Source organism: Malaciobacter halophilus, assembly GCF_002837275.1.
Classification (GTDB): domain Bacteria; phylum Campylobacterota; class Campylobacteria; order Campylobacterales; family Arcobacteraceae; genus Malaciobacter; species Malaciobacter halophilus.
The window spans coordinates 29,994-54,414 of record NZ_NXIF01000005.1; the positions used below are offsets into that span (position 1 = coordinate 29,994).

The 24,421-nt window shown below is 27.0% G+C and carries 25 protein-coding genes; 17 read left to right on the forward strand and 8 right to left on the reverse strand.

Annotated elements, in window-relative coordinates:
* Window positions 1–5 precede the first annotated feature (5 nt).
* Window positions 6–845, reverse strand: coding sequence for a hypothetical protein (locus CP960_RS00955; RefSeq protein WP_101183319.1), 840 nt, complete (start codon window positions 843–845; stop codon window positions 6–8).
* 143 nt (window positions 846–988) lie between these two features.
* On the opposite strand from CP960_RS00955, the gene rpsO reads away from it, so the two are divergent.
* From rpsO to CP960_RS00970, 3 genes are all read left to right on the forward strand, one after another.
* A complete protein-coding gene (rpsO, locus tag CP960_RS00960) occupies window positions 989–1,261 on the forward strand; it encodes a 30S ribosomal protein S15 (RefSeq protein WP_101183321.1) in 273 nt (90 codons plus the stop codon).
* A gap of 157 nt (window positions 1,262–1,418) precedes the next feature.
* Entirely contained in the window at window positions 1,419–1,820 is a 402-nt protein-coding gene (locus CP960_RS00965) for an RrF2 family transcriptional regulator (protein WP_101183322.1), read from the forward strand.
* Window positions 1,817–2,866 (forward strand): DHH family phosphoesterase, encoded by a 1,050-nt coding sequence (locus CP960_RS00970; RefSeq protein WP_101183324.1) that lies wholly within the window; start codon window positions 1,817–1,819, stop codon window positions 2,864–2,866. Before CP960_RS00965 ends, CP960_RS00970 begins: the two co-directional genes overlap by 4 nt.
* 7 nt (window positions 2,867–2,873) lie before the next feature.
* On the opposite strand, the gene CP960_RS00975 is transcribed toward CP960_RS00970, so the two are convergent.
* Both CP960_RS00975 and CP960_RS00980 read right to left on the reverse strand, forming a co-directional pair.
* Window positions 2,874–3,224 (reverse strand): hypothetical protein, encoded by a 351-nt coding sequence (locus tag CP960_RS00975; RefSeq protein ID WP_101183326.1) that lies wholly within the window; start codon window positions 3,222–3,224, stop codon window positions 2,874–2,876.
* Between the two features lie 9 nt (window positions 3,225–3,233).
* On the reverse strand, window positions 3,234–5,045 hold the full coding sequence (locus tag CP960_RS00980) for an ATP-binding protein (RefSeq protein WP_101183327.1): 1,812 nt from the start codon (window positions 5,043–5,045) through the stop codon (window positions 3,234–3,236).
* A 172-nt stretch (window positions 5,046–5,217) separates the two neighbouring features.
* Here CP960_RS00980 and CP960_RS00985 point away from each other — a divergent pair, with 172 nt between their 5' ends.
* Window positions 5,218–5,646: a CoA-binding protein gene (locus CP960_RS00985; protein WP_101183330.1), complete on the forward strand. Its 429-nt coding sequence runs from the start codon at window positions 5,218–5,220 to the stop codon at window positions 5,644–5,646.
* On the opposite strand, the gene CP960_RS00990 is transcribed toward CP960_RS00985, so the two are convergent.
* Window positions 5,643–6,935 carry a sensor histidine kinase gene (locus CP960_RS00990; protein WP_101183331.1) on the reverse strand — a complete coding sequence of 431 codons (1,293 nt, stop codon included), beginning with the start codon at window positions 6,933–6,935 and terminating at the stop codon, window positions 5,643–5,645. The genes CP960_RS00985 and CP960_RS00990 overlap by 4 nt on opposite strands.
* Before the next feature lie 17 nt (window positions 6,936–6,952).
* The gene (gene hsrA / locus CP960_RS00995; RefSeq protein ID WP_101183333.1) at window positions 6,953–7,636 is read right to left on the reverse strand and encodes a homeostatic response regulator transcription factor HsrA; all 684 of its coding nucleotides are present in this window, start codon (window positions 7,634–7,636) and stop codon (window positions 6,953–6,955) included.
* Between the two features lie 240 nt (window positions 7,637–7,876).
* On the opposite strand from hsrA, the gene CP960_RS01000 reads away from it, so the two are divergent.
* Both CP960_RS01000 and fbaA read left to right on the forward strand, forming a co-directional pair.
* Window positions 7,877–8,686 (forward strand): foldase protein PrsA, encoded by an 810-nt coding sequence (locus tag CP960_RS01000; protein ID WP_101183336.1) that lies wholly within the window; start codon window positions 7,877–7,879, stop codon window positions 8,684–8,686.
* A gap of 10 nt (window positions 8,687–8,696) precedes the next feature.
* A complete protein-coding gene (gene fbaA, locus CP960_RS01005) occupies window positions 8,697–9,764 on the forward strand; it encodes a class II fructose-bisphosphate aldolase (protein WP_101183338.1) in 1,068 nt (355 codons plus the stop codon).
* 16 nt (window positions 9,765–9,780) lie between these two features.
* Here the strand turns inward: fbaA and CP960_RS01010 are convergent, their stop codons facing one another.
* Window positions 9,781–10,164 (reverse strand): ExbD/TolR family protein, encoded by a 384-nt coding sequence (locus CP960_RS01010; protein WP_101183340.1) that lies wholly within the window; start codon window positions 10,162–10,164, stop codon window positions 9,781–9,783.
* The gene (locus CP960_RS01015) at window positions 10,161–10,628 is read right to left on the reverse strand and encodes a MotA/TolQ/ExbB proton channel family protein (protein ID WP_101183341.1); all 468 of its coding nucleotides are present in this window, start codon (window positions 10,626–10,628) and stop codon (window positions 10,161–10,163) included. The genes CP960_RS01010 and CP960_RS01015 overlap by 4 nt, the downstream gene beginning before the upstream one ends.
* A 65-nt stretch (window positions 10,629–10,693) precedes the next feature.
* Here CP960_RS01015 and CP960_RS01020 point away from each other — a divergent pair, with 65 nt between their 5' ends.
* From CP960_RS01020 to CP960_RS01065, 10 genes are all read left to right on the forward strand, one after another.
* A complete protein-coding gene (locus CP960_RS01020; RefSeq protein WP_101183343.1) occupies window positions 10,694–11,581 on the forward strand; it encodes a 1-aminocyclopropane-1-carboxylate deaminase/D-cysteine desulfhydrase in 888 nt (295 codons plus the stop codon).
* A gap of 35 nt (window positions 11,582–11,616) precedes the next feature.
* Entirely contained in the window at window positions 11,617–14,529 is a 2,913-nt protein-coding gene (locus CP960_RS01025) for an ABC transporter substrate-binding protein (RefSeq protein ID WP_101183345.1), read from the forward strand.
* Between the two features lie 82 nt (window positions 14,530–14,611).
* Window positions 14,612–15,124, forward strand: coding sequence for a shikimate kinase (locus CP960_RS01030; protein WP_114815535.1), 513 nt, complete (start codon window positions 14,612–14,614; stop codon window positions 15,122–15,124).
* Window positions 15,125–15,132: 8 nt separating this feature from the next.
* Window positions 15,133–16,431, forward strand: a complete 1,299-nt coding sequence (gene hisD, locus CP960_RS01035) for a histidinol dehydrogenase (RefSeq protein WP_101183347.1) — start codon at window positions 15,133–15,135, stop codon at window positions 16,429–16,431.
* Entirely contained in the window at window positions 16,431–16,730 is a 300-nt protein-coding gene (locus tag CP960_RS01040) for a DUF2018 family protein (protein WP_101183349.1), read from the forward strand. The genes hisD and CP960_RS01040 overlap by 1 nt, the downstream gene beginning before the upstream one ends.
* Before the next feature lie 10 nt (window positions 16,731–16,740).
* Complete coding sequence (locus CP960_RS01045) at window positions 16,741–17,637, forward strand: polyprenyl synthetase family protein (RefSeq protein ID WP_101183351.1); 897 nt, start codon at window positions 16,741–16,743, stop codon at window positions 17,635–17,637.
* A 2-nt stretch (window positions 17,638–17,639) separates the two neighbouring features.
* Window positions 17,640–18,947, forward strand: coding sequence for a glutamyl-tRNA reductase (hemA, locus tag CP960_RS01050; RefSeq protein ID WP_101183353.1), 1,308 nt, complete (start codon window positions 17,640–17,642; stop codon window positions 18,945–18,947).
* 6 nt (window positions 18,948–18,953) lie between these two features.
* Window positions 18,954–20,657 carry a proline--tRNA ligase gene (locus tag CP960_RS01055; RefSeq protein ID WP_101183355.1) on the forward strand — a complete coding sequence of 568 codons (1,704 nt, stop codon included), beginning with the start codon at window positions 18,954–18,956 and terminating at the stop codon, window positions 20,655–20,657.
* A 9-nt stretch (window positions 20,658–20,666) separates the two neighbouring features.
* Window positions 20,667–21,482, forward strand: coding sequence for a mechanosensitive ion channel family protein (locus CP960_RS01060; RefSeq protein WP_101183357.1), 816 nt, complete (start codon window positions 20,667–20,669; stop codon window positions 21,480–21,482).
* Window positions 21,460–22,857 carry a CCA tRNA nucleotidyltransferase gene (locus CP960_RS01065; RefSeq protein WP_101183359.1) on the forward strand — a complete coding sequence of 466 codons (1,398 nt, stop codon included), beginning with the start codon at window positions 21,460–21,462 and terminating at the stop codon, window positions 22,855–22,857. The genes CP960_RS01060 and CP960_RS01065 overlap by 23 nt, the downstream gene beginning before the upstream one ends.
* On the opposite strand, the gene CP960_RS01070 is transcribed toward CP960_RS01065, so the two are convergent.
* Window positions 22,854–24,086, reverse strand: a complete 1,233-nt coding sequence (locus CP960_RS01070; RefSeq protein ID WP_101183361.1) for an apolipoprotein N-acyltransferase — start codon at window positions 24,084–24,086, stop codon at window positions 22,854–22,856. The two genes, CP960_RS01065 and CP960_RS01070, sit on opposite strands and share 4 nt — an antisense overlap.
* Before the next feature lie 28 nt (window positions 24,087–24,114).
* On the opposite strand from CP960_RS01070, the gene yajC reads away from it, so the two are divergent.
* Complete coding sequence (gene yajC / locus CP960_RS01075) at window positions 24,115–24,387, forward strand: preprotein translocase subunit YajC (protein WP_101183362.1); 273 nt, start codon at window positions 24,115–24,117, stop codon at window positions 24,385–24,387.
* Window positions 24,388–24,421: the final 34 nt, after the last annotated feature.

Here is a 24,421-nt window from a genome sequence, read left to right on the forward strand (position 1 = left end):
TTTTACTATTTCCCTTTTACTATATTTGCAAGCTTATTTTTTATTGTTGCACCTTTAAACTCTTTTAGCATTTTTAACTCACACTTTTTATTTACATTATAAAACTCAACCATGTATCCAATAGGATTTGAACGAATAGATATATAACTATCTTTTAAATTAGGATTTTTTACTAAGTATTGATTATTTGTATTTTTTTGTACATCATTATAATCACTAAATAAAGACTCTACTTGTAGTCTTAATGCTAAAAACTCTTTTTTATTTTTTGATATAACACCAATAACATAAGATTTACCATCTTTTTTTGTAAACTTTTGCTCTTTTTTTATATCAATATTTAATTGTTCAACAAGGTTTGAAAATCTTATATCAGCTTCATCTCCTAAATTATGTTTTAATAAAAAAGTTGCAATCTCTTCTGACTTTTCAAGGCCAAAATCGTATAAAATTCCATCAGTTAACTCAACTTTAGTATCATCTTTTAAAATAAAAGTTGCAGTAAAACTTGAATAGATATTTCCTGTAAGATAATTTATCTCTGTTGTAGTTTGTTTTATATCATCTATATTAATACTATTTTTTTTATATACTCTTTTATTATCAAATATAGTCCATGATAAAGTGTTATTTTCAACTTTTAACTCTAATGTTCTTTTAACTAATAAAACATAAATTATTGAAGCTACTTGAAATGCCATAAGAAAAAAAGCCAAAAAAAGGAGTAAAGTATAAACTCCACCTTTTTGCAGGTATCCTTGATACATTACAAGTGCAAACATTGCAAATGCTACAAGCATATATAGTTTGTAAATAATCTCTTTTTTATAGGTGATATTTAACATTAAGTACCTTTAATTTATTATAGTTTTTGATTTTTACAGTAGATTAGATTATAACTTAAACTTGCTTTAATAGTAATTTTAATATAATTCGCGACCGCTTAATTTTGTTTAAGTGAGATTATATACCTATTAGGAGGTCAATTATGGCTTTAGATCAGGACGTAAAAGCAAGTATAATTGCAAAGTTCAAAAGAAATGATAACGATACAGGTTCTTCAGAAGTACAAATTGCACTATTAACAGAGCAAATTAGAGTATTAACTGAGCATTTAAAAACAAATAAACAAGACCACTCTTCAAGATTAGGTCTTTTAAAAATGGTTGGTAAAAGAAAAAGACTTTTACAATATTTAAAGAAAACAGACTATGCAAGATTCAATGCATTAGTTGCTGAATTAGGTATTAGAGCTAAGTAATTTTTTAATAAATTATTGAGATGTTTTAAAGGTTGCAAGTTTTCTTGCAACCTTTTTTTTTAAAATTTTTATAAAAAGATAATTTAGTTTTTAAAAAAAATTAATATTAATTTTACTTCTAGTAGAATATGTTTATTAAAATTTAGTTAGGAATAGTATGTTATTAACAAAGAAAAGCGAATATGCATTACTCTCTTTGATTTCTATTGCAAGAAGTGATAAACCAAAGAATGTAGATGTTTTATCAAAAGAGCTTAATATTTCAAAATCTTTTTTAGCGAAGATTATGCAGAATCTAGCAAAGCATGATATTGTAGTATCTCATAGAGGTGTAAATGGTGGATTTGCTTTAAAAAAAGCATACGATAAACTTACAATATTAGAAATAACAACAGCAGCAGAAGAGAGAGTTCCTTCGGTCTTTGAGTGTTCTCCTTCAGTAAACTCTTGTCCTTCAGATATTGCTAATACTTGTACAATTTGGCCTTTACTAAATAATTTACAAAATAAAATAAACGTGTTCTTAGAGGATTTAACTCTAAAGGACATCGCTTCATGAGATTATTCCATATTTCACATACGGATTTAGATGGTTTCTCTTGCCATTTACTAACAAAAGAACTTTTTAAAAGTGGAGTTTTTCTAAATGCAAACTATGGGCTTGAAGTAAAGCTTAGCATAAAAAAAGTTTTAGAACTAATTAGTAAGCTTGATAAAAGTGAAGAGATACTTTTTTTAATTACAGATTTAAATTTGACTTATCAAGAATCAAAAGATTTAAATAAAGATATAAACAGATTAAAAGATGAAGGTTTTAATATAAAACTTCAACTATTAGACCACCATGCAACAGGACAGAAAAGTGCAGACTCTTATGAGTGGTATTATTTAGATTTAAATAGATGTGCTGCAAAAATTACTTATGATTATCTAACACAAGAGTATGGTGGATTTAAAGATGATGATAAGTGGATTAAGCCTTTAATAAATAGTGTAAATGCTATTGATATTTGGTTAGATGAAGAGACTTTTAATTTTGAATTTGGAAAAGTTCTTTTAAGCATGATAAGTCGTGTAAGAGAGATTAATAATATTTTATTTGCTGATTTAAATAGAGAATTTAGACTTTTTTTATTAAAAAAAGCAGCTACATATATTACAAAAAAGAATGCAAATATTCAGCTTGACAATGATATTCATAAACTTAAAAAAGAGTTTTTAAATACAACAGGAGTGGATGATACAATAGATAATTTAAGTGCTAAATTTTTGGTTCACTCTTTAGAAGGTATAAAAGAGAATTTAACTGTTTACTACAAAGGGCACAAAGGAATTTTAACTTATACTTTAGGTTCTATTTCTATTCCTGCAAATGCTTTTTTAAAAGCTAATCCTGATTATGACTTTTTTATTGATGTTGGAAGAAAAGGTAATGCTAGTTTTAGAGCAGATGGAAAAGTAGATGTTTCATATATTGCTCAAAAACTTGCAAATGGTGGTGGCCATGTAAATGCAAGTGGAGCAAAGTTTGAAGATTTTAAAGAAACAATTGATTATGAACAAGTAAAAACTTATGTTCAAGAAAAACTAAAAAGTATAGAGTAAAACTACTCTATACTCCTGCACATGAATTATTATTAAAATCTACTTCTGCTAATGACTCTTTTTTGTAGGTAAAAGTAATAAGAACATTATTTTGTTCTTCTAATCTTTCTATTTCAAAATCAAAAACTTTATCAATTCTTGGAAATAATCCTGAAGGTATTTGATGATTTAGCATAATTAGTTTATCATTTGTATCATTTATTATTTTTAATCCTGCCATTGCATTTATCATAGGCTCTGGAGCTGCACAAATTGATGTATCAAAATAGTAATATTTTGTTCCATCTTTTATAAATGTATAAAAATCAACAGTGCTATTATCTATTTTGATTTTTTTTGCATCTTTTGGTAGATTCATTTTTTATCCTTATTTAAATGGAATTTTTACTATAAATTTTGTACCCATATTACAACTTTGAACTTCAATTGTACCATTTAATTTATTTGTAACAATTTTTCTACATATGTGAAGTCCAAGTCCAACACCTTGTCCTTGATGTTTAGTAGTAAAATATGGTTCAAATATTTTATTTATTATATCTTTTTTAATTCCTTTTGCATTATCTTGAAATAAGATTTTAAAATAGTCTTTATAAATTTCTAAAGATATTTTTATATGTGGATTTTCAATACTATTTTTTATTAAAGCATCTTTAGAGTTATTTACTATATTAATAACAATTTGTGAAATATCATTTGGTACTAGATATTTGTAAATTGCACGAGATTCACTTAGGCTTGTCTCTAATTTAATATGATTTGTTTCTAAAGAAGGTTTTATCATATGTAAACTATCTTTTATACAATCTTGAATTAAACAATATTTTATTTTTGAATTTTGTGTTGTAAAATCTCTAAAAGTATCAATAGTATTTGATAATTGCTTAGTATTTTTAATAATACTATTTGTATGTTCTTTTATATCATTACTATTAAGAATTTTTAATTCATCAGCTAATTTAAGCCCAGATGCAGCAACTGAAATTGCACTAAGTGGCTGTCTCCACTGATGTGCAATATTTCCAATTAGTTCACCCATTTGTGCTAGTTTTTCATACTCATATAGCTGTTCTTGTGCTTTTTTACTCTTTTTAACCTCTTCTTTTATCTTTTTTTCTAAGGAGTTATTTAATATTTTTAACTCTTTAGTTTTTTCTTTTACTTTTTTTTCTAAAATTAGTTTAGTTGATAGCTCTTTATATATATAGAAAAATAAAAGTATATGAATTATTGAAAATAGTAAAATATTTTCATAAAATTCCTCTTCAATCTCTTTTAACTCTTTATTATCTTGGTAAATAACAAAATATCCAATATTTCTATTTTGAATATTTTTTAGATTTAAAAAAGTCACAATTTTATGGCTATTTTTAAATGCAGATGAGTTAAGTTTTATTTCAAAACTAAAAGTACCTTTTTTATTTATATTATCTTTTAAAAAATTTTTTAGATTTTTTTGATAAAACTCTTTTATATATTTCTCTTTTTTTTCACCTTTATGGTAAATGGCTCTTTTCAAAAGTATAAAATCATTTGATTCAATACTAGAAGAGTAATATTGTTTATACTTTTGAAAAACTTTATCATTGTAGATATTTTTATTGAGTAAAAAATGAACATGAACATTATATACTTTTTCTAGTTTTTTTATAAAAGCTTTTATAGAAAAAGATGTTTCTACACTTCCTATATAGTTGTTGTTATTATATAAAGGATAAACAAATCTAAAGCCAGGCAAAACTCTTCCCATTTCTAAACCAGAAATTGCTTTTTTGTTTTTATTTACATATTTTACACTATATCTTATATTACTTAAATCATCTCCGTATCTATTTGGTTTATGCATTCTTAAAAAGGATTTATTATTTGGTAGATGAAAATGTACTTGTTCAAAATCAATTAGCCTTAAATATTTATAATCACTATGTAAAAGTTTAAATAATCTATCTCTGTTTTTTACTTCAAAGCTATTTAATATCTCTTTTGAATTAATGTAACCTTTAAATACAGTATTAGCTAAAGTTTGAAAAGAGTCATTTATAGTTTTAAATTGTGATTTAACTAGTTTATTAGTTGAGTTTAAAATAGTTTGCTTTTTAGAATTGTAATTTATATAAAATATTGAAAATATAGTAATTTCTATAAAAATAAAAATAATAAAAAAGTATCTTTTTGTCATTGGTTCTCTTTATAATCTTAAATATTTATTGAAAATTATTATATCAAGAATATAATTAAATTAAGTATTTTGACACTTTATAGCTCTTTTGTAAAATTATTAATTTTTTTGTTTATAATTAATTTTATAAAATTTGTTATAATATTAGATTATTTTATACAAAGGATACCCAATGGAATGCGAATTTGCAACTATTAATTCAAATAAACAAGAGATTAAAGAAATCTTTGAAACTACAAAAACAATTGCTATTATTGGTTGTTCTCCAGACACTTCAAAGGCTAGTAATAAGGTTGCAGCATATTTAAAAGATGCTGGATTTAAAATCGTTCCTGTTTATCCAAAAGAGGATGAAATTTTAGGTGAAAAAGTGTATAGAAGTTTAAGTGATATTCCATTTAAAATTGATATGGTGGATATTTTTAGAAAACCAGAAGTTATAGAAAAAGTTGTAGATGAAGCAATAAAAAGAGGTGATATAAATACCATCTGGACGCAATTGGGGTTAGTAAATAATGATGCTGCAAAAAAAGCAAAGCAAGCAGGAATGAAAGTAGTGCAAAATAATTGCACTAAAATCGAGCATGCTGCTTTATTTTAAGATAGTTTACAAACTAGGTTGTTGTAAAGCATAAGCTTTGCAACACATCCAGATTTTCCATCTTTTCTATTTTCAAGATATAGCTTAGCTCCCATAGCATCTGCTGCATTTTTTGCTAAGAATAATCCAAGTCCTGCACCACTTTCATTTCCTACTCTTTTAAATGGAGCAAAAAGATCAATACTTTCATCAATTCCAATACCTTCATCTGTTACTGTAATAGTTGTAACATCTTTTTGTTTTTCAAGTCTTATTGCAATTGTGTGTTCTTCAGGTGTAAATTTTATTGCATTTTGAACAAAGTTTTGAATAATCTGATTTAGTAAAGTTACTTGAAGTAAAGTATTATAGTAGTTTACATTTGCATAAAATGTTATAGTAATTTTTTTCTGTGCACTTAGCATTCTATAATCATTTGTTTTTCTTTGCATATATTGTACTAAATCAATCTCTGTTGGTTTTTCAAATTGTGCACCTTCTGCCCTACCAATATCAAGTATAGAACCAATCATTTTATTCATATCATCAATTTGTTTGATTGTTAGTTTTAAAGTATCTTGATATTTTTCTGGTTCTCTTTTTTTCATTAATGTTACTTCGTTTTTTAACTTCATAACTGCTAAAGGAGTCTTTAGTTCATGCGCGGCACCAACAAAAAGCTCTTTTTTAAACTTTACATAAGTCTCAATTCTATTTGTTAATGAATTAATTGAGTCTGCTAATGGATGAAACTCTATTGGCAAAGTATCTTTTTGTATTTGTGTAAGATAATTTTCATTCATATTTGATAGTTTTTTGTTGATTTGTAAAATTGGTCTAAGAAGAGTTTTTGATACAGTAAAAGCGTATAGTATAATTAAAATTAGTCCACCAAGAGATAAAAATAATAGATTATTAAAAATTTTAGTAAGCATTTCTCTTGATGAGTTTATATTTTTTACTATTTTAATAAATTTTTTACTTTTTATATCAAATGGATAAAGAAGTTCAACATAGTGGTCTTCTCCATTTTTAAAAGTTTCAAAACTAATTTCTGATAAGTTATCAATAGTTACTAAATCAACAGTAATTCCTGTATGAGTAATAATATTGAAATTAGTTTTATTCGCATCTTTACTTTTACTGATTTTATAAATTAATTGTGCGTCTGAAACAAGACTCTCTTTTAACTCTTCGTAAATTGTAGCTTTTGTATAGCCATAAAATATAAACGAAAGAGTAGTTATGAACAACGAAGTTGCAAGTATTAGTTTTTGATAAAACTGTTTATAAATGCTTTTCGTGTTCATATATAATCCCTTAAAAATTATTCAGTATCTTCGTGTGCTTCAGGGTAGCAGAATCTATAACCTCTTCTTCTAATAGTTTCAATTGTTGAAATATTTAATGGTTTATCCATTTTTTGTCTAATTTGATTTATAGCAACTTCAATAACGTTTGGAGTAACTAATTCTGGCTCTTCCCAAATAGCATCTAATAATTGCTCTTTTGAAACAATTTGATCTCTATGTCTAGCAAGATGAGTTAATACTTCAAAAGGTTTACCTTTTAGCTCTATTTCTTCATCATTGTAAATAATTTTTTCTTCATCTGGATTGATGATTAAATCTTCAATCTCAATTACATTTGTTCCACCAAATCTTAATCTTGCTTCAATTCTTGCAAGTAAAATATCAAAATCAAAAGGTTTTTTGATATAGTCATCTGCACCAGATTTTAAAGCTTCGATTTCACTCTCTTTATCATCTCTTGCAGAGATAATAACAACAGCTGTTCTTGAGCTTCTATTTTTAACGATTTTACATAATTCAATACCATCACCATCTGGTAACATCCAGTCAGTTAATACTAAATCATAATTTCTAATATCGATAAAATATTCAGCATCTTTATAGTTTTCTGCAGCGTCTACTTGATAACCAAAATCAGTTAGACCTTCTTGCAAAGTTCTATTTAATGTTATTTCATCTTCAATAATTAAAATTCTCATGTCATAATTCCCTTAAATTTAAGTAAAGTTTAAATTTTGTGCGAATTGTACCATAAAAATTTAAAAATTTAAAGGCTTTTTAAGTTAAATCTTGAAATTTTATTAGTAAAGGGATTTTTATAATCTTATTTTAGGTATAATGTATCCTTTATTTTGAAAAAAAATTTACATTATTTTCAAATTAACTAATTGTTAATAAAATATAGATAGAATAACTCCATACTAAACAAAAGGAATATTATGAGAAAGATTGTTACAAGTGTAATTGCTACACTAGCTTTAAGTACAGCTACTTTAAGTGCAGCAGATAGTTATGCTACTGTAAATGGTGAAAAAATCACTAAAAATGACTTAGAAGTAGTATTAAGAAATCCAAATATAGACTTTGACTTACTACCAAAAGATAGAAAAGACAAAGCAATTCAGCAAGCTATTGAAAAGAAACTTTTAACAAGCGAAGCAATTAAAAGTGGTGTTCAAAAGGATAAAGCATTTAAAGATGCTTTAGAAAGAATTAAAAAAGATTTAGCATTAGAAATTTGGATGCAAAATCAGTTTAAAAAGATTAAAGTTACTGAAAAAGAGCAAAAAGATTACTACAACACTAATAAAAGTAGATTTAAAACACCTGCTACTTTAGAAGCAAGACATATTTTATTAAAAACAGAAGCTGATGCTAAAAAAGCTATTGAAAAATTAAATAAAGCAAAAAATAAAAAAGAGACTTTTGTTAAATTAGCTGGTGAGATGTCAAAAGGTCCTACTGCTTCAAAAGGTGGGTATTTAGGTAAATTCCCTGAAAATAGAATGGTTCCAGAGTTTAGTGCTGGTGCAAAAGCTTTAAATGTTGGTGAATATTCAAAAAAACCAGTTAAAACTCAATTTGGTTATCATGTAATTTTCTTAGAGTCAAAAGAGCCTGCAAAAACTTTAGAGTATGCTAAAGTTCAAAAGAAAATTGAAGAGTTTTTACTTCAAGATAAATTTAGAAAATCTATTAGTGATACAGCTAAAAGATTAAAAAAACAAGCAAAAATAGTTATTAAATAAGGAGAGTTAAGTGGGTGTACTAGATGTGGTAAAGCCTGGAGTATTAAGTGGTAGCGAAGCAAAAAAACTTTTTGCTTATGCTAAGAAAAATAGTTTTGCAATTCCTGCTGTTAATGTAGTAGGAACTGACTCTGTAAATGCAGTTTTAGAGGCTGCTGCTAAAGTTAATTCACCTATTATTATTCAGTTTTCAAATGGTGGAGCACAATACTTTGCAGGTAAAGGGTTAAAAACTTCTAATGCAGCAATTTTAGGTGGAATTTCAGGTGCTAAGCATGTTCACCAAATGGCTGAAGCTTATGGTATTCCAGTGATTTTACATACAGACCATGCTGCAAGAAAACTTCTACCTTGGATTGATGGTTTATTAGAGGCTGGAAAAGAGCACTTTAAAGCAACAGGTAAACCATTATATACATCTCACATGCTTGACTTAAGTGAAGAGAGTTTAGAAGAGAATATCTCTACTTGTGTAGATTATTTTAAAGTAATGAATGAACTTGATATGATGATTGAGATTGAACTTGGTATAACAGGTGGTGAAGAAGATGGAGTTGATAATACAGATATTGACAATGCTTTACTTTACACACAACCAGAAGAGGTATGTTATGCTTATGAAGAGTTAGGAAAAGTTGGAGAGAACTTTACAATAGCAGCTTCATTTGGTAATGTACATGGTGTTTATAAACCAGGAAATGTTGTATTAAGTCCAAAAATCTTAGATAACTCTCAAAAATTCATTGAGCAAAAACATAATACTGATAAAAAACCAGTTGATTTTGTATTTCATGGTGGTTCTGGTTCTGCACTTAGTGAAATCACAGAAGCTATTGAGTATGGTGTAATTAAGATGAATATAGATACTGATACACAATGGGCATTTTGGGATGGTGTAAGAAAGTATGAATCTGAAAAAAGAGATTACTTACAAGGTCAAATTGGAAATCCAGAAGGTGAAGACAAACCAAATAAATCATATTATGATCCAAGAAAATGGTTAAGAGCTGGTCAAGAGTCTATGATAGCTAGACTTAAAGTTGCATTTTCTGACCTTCAAGCATTAAATAAAAACTAAGCAGTAAGCTTAGTTTTTATTGTTCTTGCGTAATTAAAGCAAGATTAGTTAAATCATATTTTTGAAGTAAATCAAGAACTTTTACAACTCTTTCATATTTTACATTTTTATCAATTCTTACTACTATTGGTTTGGTTTTATTCTTTACTTCTTTTAAGTTATCTTCTAAAGATATAAAAGATACTTCTATTCCTTTGATTGCTAGTTTATCTTCACTTAACTCAATAAATATTTGCTCTTTATTTACCTCTAACTCTTTTGCTTGAGAACTAGGTAGGTCAAGCATTAAAGCTAATTCATCTTTTTTAAATACAGATGTAACAATAAAAAATATAAGAAGTATAAACACCACATCAATTATGGGTGTCAAATCTGCACCTAAGGGTTCTCTTCGTTTCATTTAATAAGCTCTTTTTTTGCTTTTAGTTCAATTGCATCAATTTGTGATATAAAATGATTATATGCAATATGATGGGGAATTGCAACTATTAATCCTGCAATAGTTGTAATAAGTGCTATTGATATACCATTTGAGAATAAAGTAGGGTCACCTAATCCTTGTGCTGTAATTGTTTCAAAAGCTTTAAAAACTCCATAAACTGTTCCTAAAAGACCTAAAAGTGGAGCAACTGAAGCAATATTTTTTATGTATGTTAAGCCTATTTCTAGTTTTTGAACTTCATACTCAATTTGTGTTTTTAAATCACTATTCTCATCAAGTCTTAATTTGATTTTATTAATCATTGCATTTTTTCTTGGAAGAGTAAAGAATTTCCAGATAATAATAGTAAATCCAATCACATTTAAAAAGATTAAAATATAAACTATTATTCCACCTTTATCTATATATTCCATTAAATTCATAAAATACCTTTTTCTATTTTTTTGATATTGTACAGAATTTTTATTAATAAATGGTACAATCACATATGAAATTTACAGACTCACCCATACATAAAGTAAAATTTAAAAAACAAAATATCTATATTAAAAGAGATGATTTACTTCATACTGATTTTTCTGGAAATAAAGCAAGAAAGTTTTACTATTTTTTAAAGCATGATTTTAAAAAAGTTAAAAAAATAGTTTCTTATGGTTCTGCACAAGCAAACTCACTCTATTCTATGTCTGTTTTAGCAAAATTAAAAGGTTGGAAATTAGAGTTTTACGTAAAGCATATATCAAATTATTTAAAAAATAATCCACAAGGAAATTATAAGGCTGCTTTAGAGAATAATGCACAAATAATTGAAAAAGATGAAGATTGTTTGCATGAATATATAACAAATAATTGTTTAGATGATACAAGTTTGTATATTCAAGAAGGTGGAAGGGTAAAAGAGGCTGCATTTGGAGTTGAAGTTTTAGCTTTAGAAATTAAAAAGTGGCAAGAGAGTAACTCAATTAAAAATTTAGTTGTTGCTTTACCAAGTGGAACAGGAACAACAGCTCTTTTTTTACAAAAATTTTTAGATTGTAAAGTTATAACTTGTGCTTGTGTAGGGAAAAAAGAGTATTTAAAGAAGCAATTTTTCTCTTTAGAAGAAGATGAAAAGTATCATCCTATTATCTTAGAAACAAAAAAGAATTATCATTTTGGTAAGCTTTATAAAGAGTTTTATGAAATTTGGGAAGAGCTTAAAAGTAGCACAAATATTGAATTTGATTTACTTTATGACCCTTTAGGATTTATATCTCTTATAAACTCTAAATATTTTAATTCTAATTATAGTTTGTTATATATCCATCAAGGAGGAGTTTTAGGAAACGAATCTATGAAGCAAAGATATATGAGAAAGTTAAGTTTTAATAATTAATGGTATAATTTTGTAACACTTTTAAAAGGTTTGAATTGAGTATATTTAGGTGTTTGTTTTTTATATATTTAATATTTTTTAATTACTCTTTTGCAAATGAAACAAAAAAAGTTTCCATACAATTAAATTGGAAGTATCAGTTTGAATTTGCAGGTTATATTGCCGCTATTGAAAAAGGTTTTTATAAAGATGTAGGTTTTGATGTAACTTTAAAAGAGTTAAAAAAAGATACAAATGTAATAGAAGAAGTAAAAAATAATAAAGCAACCTTTGGAATATATGACTCATCAATTTTATCAAATTATGATAAAAAAAAACCAATAATTCTTTTAGCAAACTATTTAAAAAAATCTCCTTTAGTTTTAATAACAAAACAGTCTATTTTTTCCCCTAAAGATTTAATAAATAAAAAAATATATATGAGTGAGTTTGAATTTGAAAACTCATCTTTATCAAAACTTTTTAGAAAATTTAATATTAAAAAATCAGATATTAATCTTATTAGTTCTATTGATTCTTTGGACTCATTTATCTTAAATGAAGCAGATGCAATCTCTGCATATATTACTAATCAAACATATATTTTAGATAAACAAAGAGTTCCTTATAATTTAATTACTCCTTCAAATTATGAAATAGATAGTTTTGGAGGAAATCTTTTTGCTTCTTTAAAATATGTACAAGAAAATCCTGAAAAAATAAAAGAGTTTATAAAAGCAACAAACAAAGGATGGAAGTATGCACTTGACAATAAAGAAGAGTTAGTAGATATAATTTATGAAAAGTACTCTAAATATAAAACTAAACAGGCTCTTTTATATGAGGCTAATAAAATAGAAAAAGTGATGCTTTTAGATGTTTATAAATTAGGAGAGATTAGAAAAACTATCATTGAAGAAGAGTTGAAAAGTGCAAAAAATAGAAATATTGTAGATAGGTCATTAAGTATTAATGATATAGTATTTTCTTTTAGTAAATACTCAAAAACATACAGCTTTACAAATGAAGAAATAGAGTATTTAAATAGAAAAAAAAGAATTAAAATGTGTACAGATCCTTCTTGGATGCCTTATGAAAAGATACAAAATGGTAAACATATAGGAATTGTAAGTGACTATATAAAGTTTTTTCAAAAACAATTAAAAGTGCCAATTGTTTTATATGAAACTAAATCTTGGAAAGAGAGTTTACGTTCAATAAAGGATAAAAAATGTGATATTTTATCTGTTGTTGTAAAAGATAAACAACGTGAAAAGATAATGAATATTACAAAACCTTATTTAGAATTTCCTTTAGTAATAGCAACAAAAATTGAAGCAAGATTTATAAATAGTTTAGATGATTTATTAGCAGATAAAAAAATTGGAGTTGTTAAATCATATGCTTATACTTCTATTTTAGAGAAAAAGTATCCTAATAAAAAATTTGTTAATGTCTCTTCTGTTGATGAAGGTTTACAGTTAGTTGCTCAAGGAAAACTTTTTGGACTTATTGATAGTATAACAACAATAGGTTATAAACTTCAAAATAGTTACTTCTCAGAGCTTAAAATTGCAGGTAAATTTGATGAAAAATATAGCTTAGGAATTGGTATTCGAAATGACGATGCTGTACTTTATTCTATTTTTGATAAATTAGTTCAGAAATTAGATGTACAAACAAAAAATGATATTTTAAAAAAATGGATAAGTTTTAATTATGATGCAGGTTTTGATTACTCATTTTTTTGGAAAATATTTTTAATTTTTGCAGTAATAGTATTAATAATAACATATAGATATAAAGAACTTGCAAGCAATAAAGAGAAGATTCAAAAACAAAGAGAAAAGCTAGAACAAAAAAATAAAGAGTTAAAAGCTACACAAAATGCTTTAAAAGAGTCAGTTCGTAATTTTGAAATTCTACTTGATTCTACAATGGAGGCTGTTTTAGTATTTAAAGACCATGATTGTATTGATATTAATAAAGTAGGTTATAAACTTCTTGGATATAGTAGCAAATCAGAAGTACTTGGTCAAAATCTTTACCACCATGTTCATGATGATTTTATTGTTACTTTAAAAGAGTCTTTAAATAAAAACCTTGATTCATATGAAATTGAGTTTGTAAGAACAGATGGAACAACTTTTCCTGCACTTGTAAAAGATAGATATATTAATCTTAATAATGAAAGAGTTAAGTTATTTACAATTGTTGACTTAACTGAATTAAAAAATAAAGAAAGATTACTATTTAAACAATCAAAACTTGCTTCTATGGGAGAAATGATAGGAAATATTGCCCATCAATGGAGACAACCTTTAAGTCTAATTTCAACAATTTCAACAGGTTTAAAATTGAAAATAGAGACACAAACAGATAATAAAGAAGAGTCAATTGAGTTTTTAGAAAAACTTAATACAACCTCTCAGCATCTATCTTCAACAATAGATGATTTTAGAAACTTTTTTAAACCAGATAAGAAAAAAGAGAGATTTTTTGTAAGTTCATTAATTGAACAAAATTTAGTTCTTTTAGATAGTATTTTTAAAACAAATTTTATAAATATAAAACTTAATGTAGATGAGAATTTAGAGTTAAATACATATAAAAATGAGTTAACTCAAGCACTTTTAAATATTTTAAATAATGCAAATGATGCATTTAAACAAAAAAACTTAGAAGAGAAGTTGATTTTTATAGACGCTATTAAAAAACCACAAGGTGTTGTAATTAGTATAAAAGATAATGCAGGAGGTATTCCAGAAGAGATAATAGAGAATATCTTTGAACCATATTTTACAACAAAACATAAAAGCGATGGAACAGGAATAGGTTTATATATGGCTTATCAAATTGTACATGAACATATTCATGGAAGAATTGAAGCTGTCAATTCAAAATTTATTTACAATAGAAACTCTTACAAAGGTGCAAAGTTTATAATAACTATACCTTCTCATTTATAAAACAAGTTGATTTAAATCATTTTGAGTTTTACCTAATTTTGGATATAATATTGTCTTGTTATAAATCATAAGGAAAGTTTTGTTGAATAAGAGTAATATTATACTTATAGGTTTTATGGGAGTAGGTAAAGGTACAGTTGCAAGAAGTCTTGTAAAAAACTCTTCAATGTTCGCAATAGACACTGATGACTTAATACAAAGTGTTGAGAACAGAAAAATCAAAAAAATTTTTGACACAGATGGGGAAGCTTATTTTAGAGCCTTAGAAAAAAGATGTGCATTATGGCTTGAAGAAAATGTAAAAGCTAATACTATTATTTCAACTGGTGGAGGCTTTTATAAACAAGAAAATATCAAAAAAATTGGTAAAGTAATATATTTGCAATCAAGTTTTGATGGTATTTTAAATAGGATAAATGCCTCAGAAAATGCTCAAAAAAAGTTAAGAAAAAGACCACTTCTACAAAATTTAGATGAAGCGAAAAAACTTTTTAATTTAAGAGTTAAACAGTATGAAGCAGTTGCAGATATTACTGTTAGTGTAGAGAATAGAGATATTATAGATATAACAAATGAGATACTTAAAAACATATAGAGGGAAATATGAAAATTATTAGTACACAAAGTGATAGTTTTAAAAAAGAGTTTGATGAAATTTTAGCAAGAGCTAAAACTGATATAAAAGGTGTTTCATCAATAGTTACACAAATTATAACTGAAATAATAGAAGAGAAAAATAGCGCTTTAAAAAGACATATTCAAAAGTTTGATAAGTGGGAAGTAAAAAGTGATGAAGAACTTTTAATATCAAAAGAGGATATGAAAAAAGCCTATGAAAACATAGATGAAAACTTAAAATCTGCACTACATACTGCTTATGATAGAATTAAAGCTTACCATGAAAAACAGCTACCAAAGTCTTGGATTGATTTTGAAAAAAATGGAACAATTTTAGGACAAAAAGTAACTGCTGTTGATAAAGCAGGTCTTTATATCCCAGGAGGAAAAGCTGCATATCCAAGTAGTTTACTTATGAATGCAATTCCTGCAATTGTTGCAGGAGTTGAAGAGATTGTAGTTTGTACTCCTACACCAAACAATGAAGTAAATGAGTTATTGCTTGCTGCTTGTCATATTTGTAATATTTCAAAAGCTTTTAAAGTAGGGGGAGCAAGTGCAATTGCAGCTATGGCATATGGAACACAAACTATTCCAAAAGTAGATGTAATAACTGGACCTGGAAATATTTTTGTTGCAACTGCTAAAAAGTTAGTTTTTGGTGAGGTTAATATTGATATGATTGCAGGTCCAAGTGAAATTGGAATTTTAAGTGATAGTACGGCAAAACCAAAATATTTAGCAATTGACTTGCTGTCTCAAGCGGAACACGATGAAATGGCAAGTTCTATTATGATTACAATAGATGAGAATATTGCAAAGCAAACATCAATTGAAGTTGAGAACTATTTAAAAACTTTAAGTAGAAGTGAAATTGCAAGAAAATCTATTGATGAAAGAGGTGCAATTATTGTAGCAAGCTCTATGGATGAAGCATGTGAGTTGATGAATGAAATAGCTCCTGAACACTTAGAGGTTATGACTACAAATCCTTTTGACCTTCTTTCAAAAATAAAACATGCTGGTGCAATATTTTTAGGAGAAAATACTCCTGAACCAATTGGTGATTATATAGCTGGGCCAAATCATACACTTCCTACTGGAAGTACAGCAAAATTTTATAGTCCATTAAATGTAGAAAATTTTATGAAAAAGTCTTCTATTATTAACTTCTCATCTCAAGCAATTGACGAATTAGGAGAAGCTTGTGCTATATTAGCAGATACTGAAGGGTTAACAGCTCACGCAGAGTCTGTAAGAGTAAGGTTAAAAAAGGACAATTGATGTCAAAATATGATGCGTTATTTGAAGATGAGGATGATATTTTTACAGGTACTCCTCAATCTAAGTTTTTAGATGCAATGAGAAATGCTAATACACAAATAGTGGACGATGAATTAGATAAAATAATAGAAAAGTATGCAATTATGGAGTTAATTCTTAGTGAAAATAAAGATGAAAGCTTTGATATAAATAAAATATTAGATGAGTATGCTTTAAAAAATAGTGATAAAGTCCATGAAATGAAAAAAAGTCTATATATAGAGTTTACTGGTGAAGTAATACAAAGATTAGACTCATAAGGTATTAAAATTGATTGAATTAGAAAAAGTAAAAGCACAAATACACACTTTTGTGCAAGAGTGTAATGATAAAAAATGTTTAGAGTTATTAGATAAACTATCAACAGGAAAAATGTTAAGAAGTAAACTTGTGTTAAAAATAGCAGGAGTTAGTGAAGAATCAATAAAGCTTTGTGCTGTTATTGAGATGATACATGCAGCTTCTCTTTTGCATGATGATGTAATTGATGAATCAGATACAAGAAGAGGAAAACCTTCTGTAAATGCTTTGTATGATAATAAAACAGCTATTATGTTTGGAGATGTTTTATATTCAAAAGCTTTTACTGAGTTAGCAAAAATGCCAACACAAGTTGCCACTACTGTTTCTAGTGCTGTTACTCTATTAAGTATTGGAGAGATGTTAGATGTTGATTTAACAGAAGAGTTTAATACTTCATATGAAAAATATCTAGATATGATTTATAAAAAAACTGCCTCTTTAATTGAAGCTAGTGCAAAAGCTGCAGCTCTTTTAGTAAATAAAGATGCACAAAAGTTTGCACTTTATGGGAAAAATCTAGGATTGGCTTTTCAGATGATTGATGATATTTTGGATATTACACAAGATTCACAAACTCTTGGTAAACCTGCACTTTTAGATTTTGTAGAAGGAAAGGTTACTATTCCATATTTACTTTTACATGAAAGAGTTGAAGATAAAGAAAAATTAGAACAGCTTTATAAAAAAGAGTTAACTATTGAACAAAGCTCTTGGATTAAAGAGCAAATGAAAGCTACAAAAGCTTTAGATGATAGTATAAAGCAAGCAAAAACTTTAGGTTTAGAGGCTATTAAAGCAGTTGAAAATGAAAAAGATGACTCTTTGGTTCAAATAATGAAAGCTATGATTGAAAGAGAGTTTTAGTAATGAGTTATTTAGTAATAAGCTTTTCACATAAAAATACTGATATACAAACAAGAGAAAAACTTGCTTTTCCAAATGAAGAGAATAAAGATAGATTTTTAAAACAGTTACATGCAGAAGCTGTTATAAAAGAGGCTATTTTATTATCTACATGTAATAGAGTTGAAATTGTTATTTCAACTTCAAATGTATCTTATGCATCGTCACTAATTATTAAAAGATTAGCTCAATATTCACAATTAGATTATGATGATTTATTTGAAAGAGCAGATATTTATGATAACGAAGGAGCAATCCATCACTTGTTTTCTGTTGCTTCAGCTTTAGACTCCTTAGTAATTGGAGAAACGCAAATAGTAGGACAATTAAAAGATGCCTTTAGATTCTCTCTTTCAAAAGGCTACTGTCAACAAAATCTACCAAGAGCTCTTCATTATGCATTTAAATGTGCTGCTGCAGTTAGAACGGCAACAAGTTTAGGAACAGGTTCTGTTTCTGTTGCTAGTACAGCAGTTTTAAAAGCAAAAGAAGTAGTTGAAAATCAAGACGGAATTAAAGCTTTAGTAATTGGAGCAGGGGAGATGAGTGAACTTACTGTTAAGCACTTAATCTCAAAAGGCTTTAAAGTAACTTTAATTAGTAGGGATATTAAAAAAGCTAAGATTTTAGCTGAAAGTTTTGAAGAGCACATAGAAGTTGAAGAGTACAGTAATTTAAAGCAATTGTTAAATCATATTCCAGTTATGCTTACAGCAACAGCTGCACCTTATCCTATTATTACACAAGAGATGGTAAGTGAATGTGAATTTGATAGGTATTGGTTTGATATTGCAGTACCAAGAGATATTGATGAGATTGAATCGCCTAACTTAACAATTTACTCCGTAGATGATTTACAGTTTATTGTAAATTCAAATATGGAATTAAAAGCAAAACAAGCAAAAACTGCATATGGAATAGTAGGTAAGATGTCAGTTGAGTTTTTTGATTGGCTAAAGACTTTAGAAGTAGAACCTGTAATTAAGCATCTATATATAAAAGGTGATGAGGTTATTGATAAAAAAGTTAATAATGCTATAAAAAAAGGTTTTATAAAAAAAGAAGATGAAGCAAATATTAGAAAACTTTGCAAAACAGTTTTAACAGAGTATTTACATCATCCTTCTAAAAAAATGAAACATTTATCAAAAAATATGGAGTGTGATATTGTTTTAGGAGCAGTTCAATCAATGTTTGATTTAAATACTGACTCAAATATGTTAAATAAATATAAATGTGAACACGCATTGAAAATAAATGAAAGAGGATAATAGTTAATGAAATTTTCAAATATGTTTATACCAACTACTAAAGAAGCACCAAAAGATGCAACTTTAGCATCCCACCAATATTTAGTAAGAGGTGGTTTTGTAAACCAAGTAGGTGCAGGTATTTATAACTTTATGCCACTTGGAAAAATTGTATTAGAGAAAATTAGAGCCATTGTAAAAGAAGAAATGGATAATTCAGGTGCAAATGAAGTACAAATGGGATTTGTTACTCCTACATCTTTATGGGAAGAATCAGGTAGAGCAAATACAATGGGGCCTGAACTTCTAAAATTTAAAGATAGAAAAAATGCAAGTTTTGTGCTTTCTCCTACAAATGAAGAAGCTTTAGTTGATATGGTAAATAATAGAATTACTTCATACAAAGACTTACCAATTAATCTTTACCAAATAAATACTAAGTTTAGAGATGAAGCAAGACCAAGATTTGGTCTAATGAGAGGTAGAGAGTTTCTTATGAAAGATGCTTACTCTTTTCACGATTCACAAGAGGATTTAGTAAGAGAGTTTAATCTTATGGAAGAAACTTATAAAAAAGTTTATGAAAGATTAGGATTAGAGTTTAGAGTAGTTGAAGCTGATAGTGGAGCTATTGGTGGTAGTGGTTCAAAAGAGTTTATGATTTTGGCAAACTCAGGAGAGGATACAATTGTAGTTTGTGATTCATGCGATTATGGAGCAAATATTGAAGCAGCTACTAGAAAAGTATTAAAAAAAGAGCCTTTACAAACAACAGAAATAAAAAAAGTACATACACCAAATCTAAAATCAATTGAAGAAGTGACAAATTTCTTAGAAGTTGACCCATATTACTCTATTAAAGCAGTGATAAAAAAAGCTATTTTTGAAGATAAAACTCAAACAGTTGTATTTTTTGTAAGAGGAACAGACGAACTTGAAGAGACAAAAGCTTGTGGTGCAGTGGGTGCTATTGAGCTTGAAGATGCAACAGAACAAGACCTTAAAGATGCTAATTTATTAGCTGGCTTTTGTGGAATAGTAAATTTTCCTAAAGATATTAAAGTAGTTTTTGATAAAGAATTAAAAGATGAAAATAGTGTTGTTTGCGGAGCAAATGAGGTTGATTATCACTTAACTGGTGTTGACTTAACTAAGTTTGATTTAGAGTTTGCTGATTTAATAGCTGTAAAACATGGAGATACTTGTGCTTGTTGTGGGGGAATTTTATCTCATACTAAAGGAATAGAAGCAGGACATATCTTTCAACTTGGAACAAAATATTCAAGTGCTATGAATGCAACATTTTTAGATGCAAATGGAAAAGCACAACCATTTATCATGGGATGTTATGGGATTGGAGTAAGTAGGCTTGTTGCAGCAGTAATTGAACAAAACCATGATGAAAAAGGTTGTATTTGGACAAAAGCTACTGCTCCATTTATGGTTGATATAATTGTTTCAAATGCAAAAAAAGATGAAGAGTTAGAAGTTGGAGTTGATATTTATAATCAATTAAAACAAGCAGGAATTGAAACAATTTTAGATGATAGAAAAAATGCTAGATTTGGTTTTAAAATGGGTGATTTCGAACTTATTGGTTTTCCTTTTGCAGTTGTAGTTGGAAAGAAGCTAAAAGATGGTATGGTTGAAATTGTAAATAGAAAAACGTTGGAGAAAACTGAAGTTTTAATCACTGAAGTTGTATCTAAATTAGAAGAGCTAATAAAATAAGGATATAAAATGCAAGGAAGTGTACAATCAGTATCTGATTTAATCGGAACTTATGCTTTTAATATAGCTATTGCTATTGTTATTTTTGTTATTGGTAAGTGGCTTGCAACAAAGTTAACAGATACTTCAATGAAACTTTTGACAAAAAGTAATAGAGTTGATGAAACATTAGTAAAGTTTTTAAAAAATATTATTTATTATGTTTTAATGGTAATAGTTGCTTTAACGGCATTAAAACAATTAGGAATTGATACTACATCATTTTTTGCAATTTTAGGTGCTGCTGGTCTTGCAATTGGTTTAGCACTTAAAGATTCACTAGGAAACTTTGCTTCTGGTGTTATGATTATTATGTTTAGACCTTTTAAAGTAGGAGATTATGTAACAGCTGGTGGTTCTAGTGGTACAGTTGAAGAGATTTCTATTTTTAATACAATTTTAAAAACACCAGATAACCAAAGATTAATTGTTCCAAACGGAGCTATTACAAGTAATACAATTACAAATGTTAATGCAAATGAAAAAAGAAGAGTTGATTTAGTTGTTGGCATTGGCTATGATGATGATATAAAAAAAGCAAAAACAATTCTTCAAGATATTCTTAAATCAAATGATAAAATATTACAAGAAGAAGCAAATACTGTTGCTGTTTCAGAATTGGCAGATTCATCAGTTAATTTTGTTGTTAGAGCTTGGGTTAATACCCCTGATTATTGGGCTGTTAAATTTGATTTAACAGAAAAAGTTAAAACAAGATTTGATGAAGAAGGAGTTTCTATTCCTTATCCACAAACAGATGTACATGTATATAAACATAAAAGCTAAACTTCCTCAAATACTAAAAAATATACTAAAAGCTTTACAAGAAGTAGGTGCAAAGCCTATTCTTGTAGGTGGCTGCATTCGAGATAATTTACTAAAAATTCCTTGTAAAGATTATGATATTGAACTATTTAATATAGAAAAACTTGAAGATATTCAAGAAGTTTTATTCTCTTTTGGAAGTGTAAAACTTGTGGGGAAATCATTTGGAGTTTTAACTTTAAATGTTGATGGCTACGATTTTGATTTTGCACTTGCAAGACAAGAGAAAAAAGTAGGTTTAGGACATAAAGGTTTTGAAGTTTTAACTAATAAAGATATGAGTTTTAAACAAGCTAGTTTAAGACGGGATTTTACAATAAACTCTATTGGATATGACTATTTTGAGGATAAGTTACTAGACCCTAATAATGGAATACAAGACTTAAAAAATGGTATTTTAAGACATGTAAATGATAAAACATTTATTGAAGATCCTTTAAGAGTATATAGAGCAGTACAGTTTTGTGCTAGGTTTGAATTAAAAATGAGTGAATCTACTTTTAATTTATGTAAAAGTATGGTTGATAATAATGAGTTAACACAACTTCCTAAAGAGAGAGTTTTTGAAGAGTTTAAAAAACTATTTTTAAAATCAAATAGACCTTCAATAGGGTTTGAACTTATGAAGAGTTTAGAAATTTTAAAACACTTTGAAGAGTTGCAAGCATTAGTTGGGTGTGTACAAGATAAACAGTATCATCCAGAAGGAGATGTATGGGTTCATACTCTAATGACTATTGATGAATTAGCAAAAATATTAAAAAAAGAACAAATTGAAGATGAGAGTAGAAAACTATATCTATTTTATGCGATACTTTGTCATGATTTAGGTAAACCATACTGTACAAAATTAATTGATGGAAAAATTACTTCACACAAACATGAAACCTTAGGTGAAAAGCCAACAACTAGCTTTCTTTCAAAACTTACAAATGAAAAAAAATTAATAGAAAAAGTAATACCACTTGTAAAGACTCACTTAGCTCCTTTTCAACTCTATTTAGCAAATTCATCACTAAAAGCAGTTAAAAGATTATCTTTAAAAGTTAATATTGAAGATTTGTGTTTAGTATGCCTTGCAGACTGTTTAGGAAGAGATATAAAAGATAAAGAAAAATGCCCAAAAGCTATAAATTGGTTACTAAATAAAGCAAAAGAGTTAAATATTGAAAATAGTGCTTTAAAACCTTTAGTTTTAGGAAGAGATTTGATTGATTTGGGATATAAACCATCAAAACAATTCAAAGAAATACTAGATTATGCTTTAGATTTACAAATAGATGAAAATCTGGATAAAGAAACTATTTTAAAACAAATAAAAATTAAGTATCATTAAGGTTTTATTATAAAATTATCACTTTTATTTACAATATGATAAATTATTACACCATACTTTTTAGCATAATATTTCATTAGAAGTTTTTGTATTGTTGGTTCAATTGATGGCACAAACCATGCGTTATTTGATATTGCAATAATATATTTTGTTTTATTTAGATTTTGAAAAATCTCATCTGTTGTTGCTTCATAACAAATTGCATTTCTAAAACTATAGCCATTTATATCAAAGTTGGTAGGAAGTGTCGCTTTTGAGTAATCTTGTGCTCCATCAAAGAAAATTTTATTTATAAAATTTGTTAAAATTTTTGGAAGAGGTATCTCTTCTCCAAAAGGAACTAAAACTACTTTATTTGCAATTTTTACTTTTGTATTTGAAAAATGAAAAGTTGAATTATAATAACCATTTTTATCAGATGACATGGCACCTGTGATTATGTCAATTTTTATAGATTTTTTCTTTAAAAACTCCATAAGAAATTGATTTTTGTTTAGAATTAATGGGAAAGCTGTTTCTGGTAATATAACTAAATCATAGCCTTTATCAATAGCATTATTTATTTCATCTATATTTCTATCAATTATATTTAATCTATTTTTATTACTCCATTTCAAACTTTGTGAAATATTTAGTTTTGACATATATATTTTCAGTTTAGGCTCTTTTATCTCTATTGGTTTTGAGTAATCAATTGCAAAAAGTAAAAAAACAATTGCAAGAGGTTTATATTTTAATTTTCTAGTAAGAAAAAACATACTTATAATTATTAATGCAAAAGCTAGTTTTGATGTATTGAAATAAGAATCAATAAAAAGTAATTCTAGTTTAAACCAGTTAAATGAAAAAGGTTCAATATAAGTTAATGCAAAAATGGCAAATGCTCTAAATATAGGCTTTTTTATAAAATCTATTAAGAAAAATAATAAAGCCATAACAAGACCAAAACTTATTGTGATAAAAGGAATTAAATAGCTTAGTTCATAATAAACAAAGCTAAAAGCAATCCAATAAAACCATAAAATTCCTGTAAAAAAACCAGCAATTACTAATGATAATCTAGGAATTGTAAGTAGCATATAAATAGAGGCTAGACCTAAAATAGAGTTAAGAAGTTTTATTTCTATTTTAAAATGTGATAAGTAAATAAAACAGCTAAGTAAAATAGCAGTTAACAAGCCTTTTATTATAATAGTTTTGTTAAAATTAACCTGTTTTACTAAAAACATAGAAAATACTTTACTAAAAGGAAATTTAATGGAAGGTCAAAGTGCTGATTTAATAAGCTCATTACTACCTCTAGTTGCATTATTTGCAATTTTTTATTTTTTAATTATCAGACCACAGCAGAAGCAAGCTAAAGCTCATAAGCAAATGATAACTGAATTAAAAAAAGGTGATAAGATTGTAACAAATGGTGGCTTAATGGTAGAAATTACAAAAGTTGAAGAAGACTTTTTAATTGTTAAAAATCATGATAACACTGAAATGAAGTTAAAAAAAGAGTTTGTTGCAAAACTTTTAGACTAATATACCTATTTTAAAACATACAACTTTTTGTATG